This window comes from Pseudoxanthomonas sp. SORGH_AS_0997 (assembly GCF_031453535.1).
In the GTDB taxonomy this organism is placed as follows: Bacteria; Pseudomonadota; Gammaproteobacteria; order Xanthomonadales; family Xanthomonadaceae; genus Pseudoxanthomonas_A; species Pseudoxanthomonas_A winnipegensis.
In genome coordinates this window covers 3187148-3198931 of the sequence record NZ_JAVIZI010000001.1, presented here as the reverse complement: position 1 = coordinate 3198931, position 11784 = coordinate 3187148, and the positions used below count along the sequence as shown (strand labels likewise).

The following is an 11784-nucleotide window of genomic DNA, read 5'->3' as shown; positions in this document are numbered from 1 at the left end:
CTCACGCCGGCGCGTCCGCGCGCGGCAGCATCAGCCGCGCCAGCAGCCACGACGCCGTCCAGCACACCGCCACGGCGGCGATGTCGTGCGAGGCGAAGTGCGCCCCGCGCAGCTGCTGGCTCAGCCCGAACAGCAGGCCCGCGCAGAGCGCGGCGATCAGCCCGATCCGGCCCCAGCGCGGCTGCACCGCGCCCAGGCCGAAGAACAGCGCCACCCAGCCGTAGGCGGCGCTGGCGTGGCCGGCCGGGAAACACTGGCCCGGGCCATAGCCGGCCGGGCGCGACTGGAACAGCTCCACGTACACATGCTTGCCGCCGTAGCGGGCCAGGTCCCAGGGGCAGTCCACGTCGGTCCAGGACTTCATCCACGACACCAGCAGCGGGCCGGCCACCGAGGCGATCAGCAGGTAGTCCAGCGGCCGCCACCAGGCGCGGGTCGAGGGCTCGCGCGAGAGCACGATGCGCAGCGCCGCCAGCGTCAGCCAGATCACCACGTCGGTGCGCTTGCCCCACTGGTGGACCAGGGTCTCGGTCGCCCAGGCGTGCTGCAGGGCCCAGTGCCCGCCTTCCCACGTATAGACATGGTCGGCCAGCCACAGATCGCCGCCGGCGCCCTGCAGCAGGGCGACGGCCACGGCCGCCGCACACAGCGGGCCCCACAGCAGCAGATCGGGATGGAAGCGGGCGGCCAACGACGCGCGCGGGCGGAAAACGGCAGGCATCTGCATGGAGAGCGCGCGAGACGAGGGAAGCGGTGGCGATGCTGTGCCGGGCGATGTCGGAGACATGTCGGAACCTGGCGCTCCCGTCATAGGCGTTCAGCCGGTGGAGCATATGGGACAATCGGCCGGCGCGCCCACACGGCTTTCCGACGTGCGGCCGTGCACCATGCGCGCCCGCGCCGCCCGCCTTCCTGCCGGCGGCCCCTGCAAGGACCCTCGCCATGCGTCTGCTGGTGATCGAAGACAATCGCAACCTGGTGGCCAATCTGTTCGACTATTTCGAGCCGCGCGGCCATGCGCTGGACGCCGCGCCCGACGGCGTCACCGGCCTGCACCTGGCCACCACCCAGGCCTTCGACGCCGTCCTGCTGGACTGGATGCTGCCGCGCATGGACGGGCGCGAGGTGCTGCGCCGGCTGCGCGAGGAGCACGCCAGCACCGTGCCGGTGATCATGCTGACCGCGCGCGACGAGCTGCCCGACAAGGTCGACGGCTTCCGCGCCGGCGCCGACGACTACCTGACCAAGCCCTTCGCCATGCAGGAGCTGGAGGTGCGCCTGGAGGCGCTGCTGGCCCGCGCCGAGGGCCGCAACCGGCGCCGCGTGCTGCAGGTGGCCGACCTGACCCTGGACCTGGCCACGCTGGAGGTGCAGCGCGCCGGCCGGCCGCTGCACCTGTACCCGGCCTGCCGCAAGCTGCTGGAGGTGCTGATGCAGGCCAGCCCGGGCGCGGTGGCGCGCCAGCGCCTGGAGCAGGCGCTGTGGGGCGACGAGCCGCCGGACGGGGACATGCTGCGCTCGCATATCTACGAACTGCGCCGCAGCGTGGACGGGCCGTTCGAGACCAAGCTGATCCACACCCTGCCGCGCGTGGGCTACCGCCTGCACGCCCAGCCCATGGCGCGCGATGGCGCGTAGGCCTTCACTGCGGGCGCGCCTGCTGCGCTGGGCGCTGGTCTACCTGGTGGTGGTCACCGCCGCGGTGGTCATCGGCGGGGAGGTCGTCAACGAGCACGCCGAGCGCCAGGTCTGGCGCTCGCTGATGCGCTCGGACCTGCAGCATTTCGTCGAACGCCGGCGGGCCGATCCGGGCTACAACTGGATCGACGACCCGGCCGAGCACATGTACTTCCTGCAGCACGACGCCAACCTGCCCAAGAAGCTGGCCCGGCTCAAACCCGGACTGCACGACGACTTCTTCATCAACCACGTCAAGCATGTGGTGCTGGTGGAGGACACCGAGTTCGGGCGGCTGGCACTGGCCCTGGACCTGACCCGGTTCGAAGGCGTCGAGGGCTGGGTGACCTTCTCCACCGTGGTGACCGCGGCAGTGGCCATCATCATCTTCGGCCTGCTGATGGCGCTGGGGCTGGGCCGGGCGGTGCAGCCGCTGAGCGCGCTGGCGCGGCAGATCGCCGGGCTGCGTCCGGACGCGACCCAGGCGCGCATCGACGTGCCGCCCGACGCCAGCGAGGAGCTGCGCGTGATCGGCGAGGCGTTCAACGGCTACCTGGAGCGCAACGCGCGCTTCGTCGAGCGCGAGCGCGCCTTCATCGACAGCGCCAGCCACGAGCTGCGCACTCCGGTGGCGGTGATCGCCGGCGCCAACGACCTAGCCCTGGAACACCCCGAGCTGCCGCCGGCCGTGCGTGCGCCGCTGCTGCGCGTGCGCCGCACCGCGCGCAAGGTCGAGCAGCTGATCTCGCTGCTGCTGGTGCTCGCCAAGGATCCCTCGCGGCTGACCCGCAACGCCGACCTGGTCGCGCTGCAGGACCTGATCCCCGAGGTCGTGGCCGACCACCAGCACCTGACCGAGGGCCGCGACCTGGAGCTGGTGATCGCGCCCATGGCCGAATGCGTGATCCACGCGCCGCTGGCCATCGTCCAGGCCGCCATCGGCAACCTGCTGCGCAACGCGGTGGAGAACAGCGACCGCGGCCGCATCGAAGTGGGCCTGGAGCCCGGCGCGACCGTGGTGATCCGCGATCCCGGCCACGGCATGTCGCCGGAGGAGATCAGCGCGGTCTACAGCCGCATGGCCCGCGGCGGCGGCCGCGACGGCGGCGGCATCGGCCTGGACCTGATCGCGCGCCTGTGCGAGCACCTGGGCTGGCAGCTGCGCATCGACTCCGATCCCGGCCGCGGCACCGTCGCCCGCCTGCGCTTCTGCGCGGCGGAATGAATCTGCAGCGCCTGTGGCGCTGCGGTGGCCAGTCAGTCCGCTTGGTGGGAGCCGCCATGGCGGCGATGAGGCCTTCCCGGTAAAGCCCCATCGCCGGCATGGCGGCTCCCACCACAAGCGCCGCGGTGCTGACGCGCAACGGCCTGCAACGCCGCCGCTCCCCAGATCCTCCCAATCCGTCATTCCCGCGAAAGCGGGAATCCATGGACGTTCGAGCGGGAGAACCAGGGCGTTGAAGCGCAGGAGCAAAGTCCCTGGATTCCCGCTTTCGCGGGAATGACGGTAGGGGCGGTGCTGGCGGCTGGCGGTGACGGTGACGGCCGGCGCTTTTGTGGGAGCCGCCACGGCGGCGACGGGGCTTTCCCGACGCCGCTCAGTACACTGGCCGCCGGGCGCGCCGTCCGCGCGCCACACATCCTTAAGGAACACGATGATCTCAGGCTGGGTCCTGTTGGGGATTTCCGTCGCCTACGCCGCGGTGCTGTTCGGCGTGGCGTGGCTGGGGGACCGCTATCGGCTGTATCCCAACCTGCGCTGGCTGCGCCCGGTGATCTATTCGGCGGCGCTGGCGGTGTACTGCTCGTCGTGGACCTTCTACGGCGCGGTGGGCACGGCGGTGCGCCACGGCCTGAGCTATCTGCCGATCTACCTGGGCCCGCTGCTGCTGATGGTGTTCGCCTGGCGCATCATCGAGCGGCTGGCGCTGCTGGCGCGCAGCCACAACATCGTCTCCATCGCCGACTTCATCTCCTCGCGCTACGGTCGCTCGCGCCGGCTGGCCGCGCTGGTGACGCTGATCGCGCTGTTCGGCGTCATCCCCTACCTGGCCCTGCAGTACAAGGCCGTGGCGATGAGCCTGGGCGTGCTGACCGGGCACAACCCGGAGACCACCGGCTTCTTCCACGATCCGGCGCTGTACGTGGCGCTGCTGATGGCGCTGTTCGCCGCGCTGTTCGGCACCCGCCAGGTCGATGCCACCGAACACCACCACGGCATGATGGCCGCCCTGGCGCTGGAGTCGGTGGTCAAGCTGGTGGCGCTGGTGGCCGTGGGCCTGGTGTCCTGGCACTGGCTGAGCGTGCGCGACCATCCGCTGGGCGAGGCGGCGCGCACGCTGTTCGAGAGCCAGCCGCCGGCCGGCTTCCTCACCCAGACCCTGCTGGGCTTCCTGGCCATCCTGTGCCTGCCGCGCCAGTTCCAGGTGGCGGTGGTCGAATGCGGCGACGTGGGCGATGTGCGCCGCGCGCGCTGGATGTTCGGCGCCTACCTGGTGATCATCTCGCTGATGGTGGTGCCCATCGCCACCGCCGGGGTGGAGCTGTTCGGCGGGCACGGCGCCCAGGCCGGCGACACCTTCGTGCTGGCCCTGCCGCTGGCCATCGGCCAGGACAAGCTGGCCATGGCCGCCTACATCGGCGGCTTCTCGGCGGCCACCGGCATGGTGATCGTGGCCAGCATCGCGCTGGCGACCATGATCAGCAACGACCTGGTCATGCCGATCCTGCTGCGCCGCGGCTGGGGCGATCGCCACGACGCGGCCGACGTGGCCACGCGCGTGCTGTGGGTGCGCCGGGTCACCATCCTGGTGCTGGCGCTGTGCGCCTATGCCTATCACCGCGGCAGCAACGGCGACAGCACGCTGGCCAGCTACGGCCTGATCGCCTTCGCGGCGGTGGCGCAGTTCGCCCCGGCGCTGATCGGCGGGCTGTACTGGCGCGGGGCCAGCAAGCGCGGCGTGGAGCTGGGCATGGCGGCGGGCTTCGCGGTATGGGGCTACACGCTGCTTCTGCCGACGCTGTCGGCCTCGGGCTGGCTCGGGCCGGAGTGGCTGGAGACCGGGCCGTTCGGCATCGCCTGGCTCAAGCCGCAGCAGCTGTTCAACCTGAGCGGCTGGGATCCTCTTACCCACGGCACGTTCTGGTCGCTGCTGCTCAACACCGCCACGATGATGCTGGTCTCGGCGCGCTGGCGGCCCTCGCTGGACGAGCGCCTGCGCATCGTGCCGTTCCTGGACCCGTACGCGCAGCGGCGCGCGCTGATCGCCAGCGAGTGGCCGGGCAACGTGCGCGTGGCCGACCTGATGTCGCTGGCCCAGCGCGTGGTGGGCGAACGCCACGCCTCGCGCGCCTTCGCCGAGCAGGCGCGCGAGCTGGGCCGCGAGCTCAAGCTCGACGCCAACGCCGACCGCGCCTGGGTGCAGTTCACCGAACGCCTGCTGGCCTCGGCCATCGGCGCGGCCTCGGCGCGGCTGGTGCTGACCAGCGTGCTGCGCGGCTCGGGCATGGAGCTGGGCGAGGTGGTGGCGGTGCTGGACGAGGCCGGCCAGGAGCTGCGCTTCAACCGCGAGATCCTCTCCTCCACGCTGGAGAACATCAGCTCGGGCGTGAGCGTGGTCGATCCGGAGATGCGCCTGGTGGCCTGGAACCGCCGCTACCAGACCATGTTCGGCTATCCCGAGGGCATGCTCTACGTCGGCCGCCCGGTCGCCGACCTGATCCGCTACAACGCCGAGCGCGGCGAGCTGGGCGAGGGCGATGTCGAGGAACAGATCGCCAAGCGCATCGGCTACATGCGCGCCGGCAGCCCGCACGTGTTCGAGCGCACGCGCAGCGACGGCCAGGTGATCGAGATGCGCGGCCAGCCGCTGCCCGGCGGCGGCTATGTCACCAGCTACAACGACGTCACCGAGTTCAAGCGCGTCGAGCTGGCCCTGCTGGAAGCCAACGAGAACCTGGAACAGCGCGTGGCCCAGCGCAGCGAGGAGGCCGAGTCGGCGCAGCAGTCCAAGTCGCGCTTCCTGGCGGCCATCAGCCACGACGTGCTGCAGCCGCTCAACGCGGCGCGGCTGTTCACCTCGGCCCTGCGCGAGAGCGGCGGCGACGCGGCCGAGCAGGTGCGCCTGGCCGAGCGCGTGGACGCCTCGCTGCGCGCGGCCGAGGAGCTGCTCGACGGCCTGCTGGACGTCTCGCGCATGGACCACAACCGCCTGCGCGCCGAGCTGACCGACTTCGACGCGGCCGAGGTCATGCGCGAGCTGGCCGCGCAGTACGCGCCGGTGGCCGCCGGCCGCGGCCTGCAGCTGCGCGTGCACGTGCGCGACCGCGCCCCGGTGCGCAGCGATCGCCGCCTGCTGCGCCGGGTGCTGCAGAACTTCATCGCCAACGCGCTGCGCTACACCCGCTCGGGCCGGATCGTGCTGGGCATGCGCGGCCGCGGCGCGCAGCTGGAGCTGCAGGTGTGGGACACCGGCCCAGGTATTCCGCCGCAGCACATGCGCCAGATCTTCGACGAGTTCCAGCGCTACCAGCAGCCCTTCGACTGGGGCGAGCAGGGCCTGGGGCTGGGCCTGTCGATCTGCCAGCGCATCTCGCGCGTGCTGGACGCGCCGCTGGACGCGCGCAGCAACGTCGGCAAGGGCAGCATGTTCTCGATCACCGTGCCGCGTGCGGCCAGCATCAGCGCCCGCCCGGCCGTGCCGCGGCGGATGCCGGCCAGCGACTCGCTGACCGGGCTCAAGGTGCTGTGCGTGGACAACGATCAGGAGATCCTGGATGGCATGCGCGTGCTGCTGGGCCGCTGGGGCGTGAACGTGGTCACCGCCGCCACCGTCGATGCGGCGCTGGAGCGCGTGGTGGCCGAGGCGCCGGCGGTGATGCTGGTGGACTACCACCTGCACGACCGCCTGGAAGGCCTGGACACCCTGGATGCGCTGCGCGCCGCCAGCCCGGGCCCGATCGCCGGCGCGCTGCTGACCGCCGATGGCCGCGACGAGCTCAAGGCCGAGGCGCGCGAGCGCGGCTATCGTCTGCTGACCAAGCCGGTCAAGCCGGCCTCGCTGCGCGCCTTCCTGGCTGCGCACGGCGCCGCGGCGCGCTGAATCGCGCCTGCTTTGGTCGGCGCCGACTGACAGCGCCGACATGCGCGGCCGGGCTAGGCTCGCGGTCCCGTTCGTTTCGGATCCCGCATGCGCGCCGCGCCCGACCCGTCCACCACCGCGCTGGGCGACCAGCTGCAACAGGCCATCGACCAGCTGCCGCCGGACCAGTTCAGCCTGGACGCGCTGCTCGACCAGTTCGGGCCGCAGGGGTTGTTGCTGCTGACGGCGTTGCTGACCCTGGTGTTCCTGATCCCGGTGTCGATTCCCGGGGTGAGCACGGTGTTCGGCGCCGGCATCCTGCTGGTCGGCGTGTGCCGCCTGCTGCGCCGCCCGCTGTGGCTGCCGGCGCGGCTGCGCGAACGCCAGCTGCCCTCGGACCGGCTGCGCAGCGCGCTGGGCCGCGGCATGGTCTGGGTCGGGCGGCTGCAGAAGATCAGCCGCCCGCACCGGCTGCCTGCCCTGGTCGATTCGCGCCCGGCCGAGACGGTCAACGACGCCGGCCTGGTGCTGGGCGCGCTGCTGCTGATGGCGCCGTTCGGCTTCGTGCCCTTCTCCAACACCTTGCCGGCGCTGGCGATCCTGCTGCTGGCCATCGGCCTGATGCAGCGCGACGGCGTCGCGGCGCTGCTGGGCCATCTGATGAATCTGGCCAGCATCGTCTACTTCGGCGTGCTGATCGGGGGCGGCGGGCTGGCGCTGCGTGAGGCGTTGCAGCGGCTGGCGGGCTAGCCGGGCCTAGTGGTCGACCTGGCCGCGGTACTTCTTCTCTCCGGCCTCCACCGCCAGCTGCGCGACCTGACCGTCGGCGGTCTTGCTGAGCAGGTTCTCCCTGGGAGGGAGCGGGCAGGTCGCATACGCGGTGTAGGCGCAGGGCGGGTTGTAGGCGCGATTGAAGTCGATGAGCACCGTGCCGTCGGCCGCCACCGGCCCGGTGCGCAAGAAGCGCGCGTTCGGATACGTCGTCTTGCCGCTGGTGCCGTCGCGGAAGATGAAGTTCAGGCTCTTGCTCGGGTCGCCGAGGGCCTGCAGGCGCCAGGTCTTGCCGCTCTTCTCGAACTCCACATAGCCCGGATTCGGCGTGTCGGTGACGTTGCCGATGATGTTGGCGATCGGCAGCGTGGTGCCCGGCGGATTGGGATGGAACCTGGCCTTGATCGCCCAGGCCGGGTTGGCCGGATAGAAATCCACCCCCGCGAAGTTCAGCCGTGTCGGCGCGTCGGCATGACGCACGCGCAGCGCCAGCCGGTCGGCGCGCTTGATCAGGCTGATCTTGCCCTTTCCGCCGTCGTACACCAGCTGGGTGCCGCCATCGTGGCCCTCGGGCGCGAGCGCGATCTCATGGTCCAGCGGCTTGCCGTCCACGGTGATCGCGGCCGCCTTGGCCGGGGTGAAGTAGACGGTCTGTCCGCGCTCCTCGATCACGCCCAGCGTGGCCGGCGCGATCGCCAGCTTGATGCGGTTGCCGTCCGCGCCGCCCACCGACTGTTTGCCCGGCTCGATCCAGTGCAGCCCGATCACGCTGGGCCAGCCGTCGGGCTTGCGCAGCCCGGTGGCATAGTCCTGCTCGAATTTGGCCTGCGCCTGGGCGAAGGCGCTTGCGTTGGGCTGGCCGGACGCGGCGCCCGGCTTGGGAAGGTCAGCCGCCCAGGCGCCGGTGCCGGACAGCAGCGCGATGAGCAGGCCGGCGGCGAGTCGCCTGGGCGCGGGATGCGAAGTCTTCACGAGGGTGCTCCGTTGAGGGAAGAGGCGGGCGCTCACCAGGTGGCGCCCACGTTGAGGTAGAGATAGCGGCCGTAGTCTTCGTACAGGGCGGCCAGATAGTTGCCGCCGGCGTCCAGCGGCGGATCCTTGTCGAACAGGTTGCGCGCGCCGACCTCGACGTAGCTGCCCGCCAGCGCGCCCTGGCTGAAGCCCTTCTTCAGCGACAGCGTCCACAGCTGGGTGGCATCGACCTTGTGCGGCGCGGTGCTGGCCACGAAGCTGTAGGCCGTGCTGGTGACGCTGCCGATGTAGTTGTGGCGCAGGCGCACCGTCCAGTCGTCCCGATGCCAGATCAGCGCCGCGCTGCCTCGCCACTCCGGCTTGGCGCCCTCCAGGCCGACCTGGTTGTAGGCGGCCAGCGTGGCGGGGTCGACGATGTTCACCAGCACGCCGCTGGCGATCGCGCCGGCGATGGCCTTGACCTGCGGCAGCGGCTCCTGCGAGTAGCGCTTGAGCTGGCTGACGTTGACGGTGAACGTCCAGTCGCCCCAGGCCGTGCCGCGCTTGCGCCAGCTCAGGTCGTAGTCGATGCCGCGGGCGGTGAGCGGGTTGCCGTTGGCGTAGTAGGTCTTGACGTACTGCAGCGCGCCGACCGGGGCGATGCCGGAGCCGGCGAACTGGGCCGCGTCCTCGGCGGTGGGGTCGAGCCGGACGACGTTGGGACTGCCGCCCTGACCGCTGGCGCGCAGGTAGGCGTCGTAGAGCAGTTCGTTGGTCCCGCCGAGCGCGCTGATCGGGTTGTCGATCCGGATCTGCCAGGCGTTCACGCCCAAGCTCAGCCGGCCGGCCGCGTCGGGCAGGAACGCCGGCTCGAACACGAACCCGTACGAGTACTGCTTGCTGGTCTCCGGCTTGATGCTGCCCTTGTCGAACACCGTGCCGGTGTCGATGTTCGTGGACAGCGGCGCCAGCAGCACCGCGCCGCTCGTGGCGCTGGTGCAGGCGCTGTAGCTGGCGTAGGCGCCGCGCTTGACCAGCGCATCGCAGCGGATCAGGTCGGTGGTACTGCCGCCGCGCCAGATGGTCCCGGAGTTGGCCAGCTCCAGCGCGGGCGCGTGGAAGCCGCCGCTCACCGAGCCGCGCAGCAGCAGGCCGTCCACCACGTTCCAGGCCAGCGCCAGCTTCGGCTTGGCCACCGAGCCGGCGTCGTTGTAGTCCTCGTAACGGCCGGCGACCTGCAGATCGATGGCCTTGACCAGCGGAATGCCCAGCTCGGGCGAGACCAGCGGCACGGCGAGCTCGGCGAAGACGGACTTCACCGTGCGGCTGGCGCTGATGTCGTCGGAATAGCTGGTCAGGAACACGTTGCTCGAGTTGACGTTACCCGTATACCAGTCGAGGTACTGGACGGTGCCGTCGACGTTCGCGTCGCGGTCGTCCTTGGCGGTCTCGCGGCGAAGCTCCACACCCGCGGCCACGCCGATCTCGCCCGCGTACCAGCGCAGCGCATCGGGCCGATCGACCTTGAAGTCCCACGAGGCCAGCGTGGTGGTGCCGATGCGCGTGGTCCAGCCCAGGATGCCGGCCAGGTCGGAGGGCGTGGCGTCGCCCCAGCTCGGATGCGACGGGTCGCCGCCATTGAAGGGGTTGTAGGCGTCGGCGGTGGTCTTGTTCAACGCCGCGACGAACTGATTGAACAGGCCGTTCTGCTGGCTGTCGACCACGCGGGCACGCGCGTAAAGGACGGCGCTCTCCCAGTTCCAGCCGCCCTCGGTGCTGCCGCGCACGCCGGTCAGCACCCGCACTTCCGAGTTGTCGTCCTTCAGGCGCTGCACGGGCTCGTCGACCAGCTGGTAGTTGGTCAGGCGGATCGCGCTGGCGCCGGCCGCGGCGGCGGCGGCGCGCAGGGACGCGGGAACCCAGTACGCGTTGGTGTCGACGTACACGTAGTTGGGCACCGTGGAGCTCAGCACCGAGTTCGGGCCGCCGGAGAAGCGCGATTCGGACTTCGCGCGGTAGTAGCCCAGTTCGCCGAAAAGCTGGGTCGTCTGGCTCAGATCGAAGTGCGCGCTCGCGTAGACGTTGGCCTTGTCGACCGAGGGCTCCTGGGTGATGCCTGGCGCGGCCGAGGTGTCGTAGCGCAGCGAGGTCGGAACCGAACTGGCGCGGCGCAGGGTGCCGGTGGTGTCGACGTAGTACGGCTGGCCCAGCGTCGCGACCGAGCCGTCGGCGTTCTTCCTGACCAGCGTGAACTGACCCCAGGGCGTGTAGGTGCTCAGTCCACCGGCGGTGCCGTTGGGATCGGGCAACGCGCGGCCGTCCTCGGCGATGCTGCGCCGGGCCGTCGCGGTATAGGCCTGGTCGCTGTTGAGCAGCTTGCTCTGGTGCGAGGCGCCGTAGAGCAGGCTGACGTTGCCGCGCCCCTCGGCGAAGTCGCTGCCCCAGTAGCCGTCGAGCGACCGGGTCGAACGGCTGGTGCCCTCGGCGTGGCCATAGCCCAGTTCGACCCCGCCGCCGTTGAGGTTGCTGGGCAGGACCAGGTTGACCACGCCGGCCACCGCATCGGAGCCGTACACGGCCGCGGCGCCATCGAGCAGCACGTCCAGGCGGTCGAGGCCGAAGGTGGGGATCGCGTTGGCGTTGTAGGAAGGCGTGTTGCCGCTGAGCGGGTACTGGACCGTGCGGCGACCATCGACCAGCAGCAGCGTGTACTGCGAGCCGATGTTGCGCAGGTTGATCGAGGCCACGTCGCCGCGCGCATAGTTCTGGTTGCGGCCGGCATTGACGGTCTTCTGGGTGAAGGCCACATCGCCGAACTGCGGCAGGTTGCGGAACAGCTCATCGCCCTTGGTCGCGCCGGTCGAGTCGATCTGCTCCTTGCTCACGCTGACCACCGGCAGCGCCGCCTGCGCGCCACCGCCGGCGATCTGCGAGCCCACCACGGACACCTTGTCCAGCGTCTTGCTGTCGCCGTGCTGCGGCACGTCGGTCGTTTGCGCCGTCGCGTCCTGCGGCTTGATGTCGCGCTCGGTGGTGTCCTGCGCATGCAGCGTGCCGCTGCAAAGCAGTGCGCACAGCGCCAGCGACAACCGGGATCGAGCGCGCGTCTCCAGCACGAGCGGGTTTGGAGAATGACGATGCGGCTGCACGCGGCGCCCTGTGTCGGTGAAGGGGAGCAGCAGCCTGAACAGCGTTCATCGGTTTGCGAAATGCGGATTTATTCGCTGCTTATGCCGGCGCAAGGAGCGGTTGCCGATGAAAGGGTGAGGCGTTTCCACATGGCCGATGGGCATGAGGGGACGCG

7 protein-coding genes are annotated in these 11784 nt (G+C 70.8%); 4 read left to right on the top strand and 3 right to left on the bottom strand.

From position 1 onward, the window contains the following. Position 1: 1 nt before the first annotated feature. Entirely contained in the window at positions 2–691 is a 690-nt protein-coding gene (locus QE438_RS14000) for a phosphatase PAP2 family protein (RefSeq protein WP_309734810.1), read from the bottom strand. Positions 692–942: 251 nt separating this feature from the next. Between QE438_RS14000 and QE438_RS13995 the strand changes: the two genes are divergently transcribed. From QE438_RS13995 to QE438_RS13980, 4 genes are all read left to right on the top strand, one after another. Then, positions 943–1638 (top strand): response regulator transcription factor, encoded by a 696-nt coding sequence (locus QE438_RS13995; RefSeq protein WP_130520729.1) that lies wholly within the window; start codon positions 943–945, stop codon positions 1636–1638. Then, positions 1628–2902, top strand: a complete 1275-nt coding sequence (locus QE438_RS13990; RefSeq protein WP_130531911.1) for a HAMP domain-containing sensor histidine kinase — start codon at positions 1628–1630, stop codon at positions 2900–2902. Before QE438_RS13995 ends, QE438_RS13990 begins: the two co-directional genes overlap by 11 nt. A gap of 430 nt (positions 2903–3332) precedes the next feature. Beyond that, positions 3333–6779 (top strand): PAS domain-containing hybrid sensor histidine kinase/response regulator, encoded by a 3447-nt coding sequence (locus QE438_RS13985; protein ID WP_306994846.1) that lies wholly within the window; start codon positions 3333–3335, stop codon positions 6777–6779. Positions 6780–6866: 87 nt separating this feature from the next. Further along, a complete protein-coding gene (locus tag QE438_RS13980) occupies positions 6867–7508 on the top strand; it encodes an exopolysaccharide biosynthesis protein (RefSeq protein ID WP_306994848.1) in 642 nt (213 codons plus the stop codon). Positions 7509–7514: 6 nt separating this feature from the next. Here the strand turns inward: QE438_RS13980 and QE438_RS13975 are convergent, their stop codons facing one another. Then, positions 7515–8501, bottom strand: a complete 987-nt coding sequence (locus QE438_RS13975; protein WP_165394656.1) for a DUF1684 domain-containing protein — start codon at positions 8499–8501, stop codon at positions 7515–7517. Positions 8502–8533: 32 nt separating this feature from the next. Next, the gene (locus tag QE438_RS13970) at positions 8534–11569 is read right to left on the bottom strand and encodes a TonB-dependent receptor (RefSeq protein ID WP_309734766.1); all 3036 of its coding nucleotides are present in this window, start codon (positions 11567–11569) and stop codon (positions 8534–8536) included. Positions 11570–11784 lie beyond the last annotated feature (215 nt).

Excerpts from the sequence above, each read along its gene's own strand:
- QE438_RS13980 (WP_306994848.1), top strand. The coding sequence starts at position 6,867 with ATGCGCGCCGCGCCCGACCCGTCCACCACCGCGCTGGGCGACCAGCTG.
- QE438_RS13990 (WP_130531911.1), top strand. The coding sequence starts at position 1,628 with ATGGCGCGTAGGCCTTCACTGCGGGCGCGCCTGCTGCGCTGGGCGCTG.
- QE438_RS13995 (WP_130520729.1), top strand. The coding sequence starts at position 943 with ATGCGTCTGCTGGTGATCGAAGACAATCGCAACCTGGTGGCCAATCTG.
- QE438_RS13985 (WP_306994846.1), top strand. The coding sequence starts at position 3,333 with ATGATCTCAGGCTGGGTCCTGTTGGGGATTTCCGTCGCCTACGCCGCG.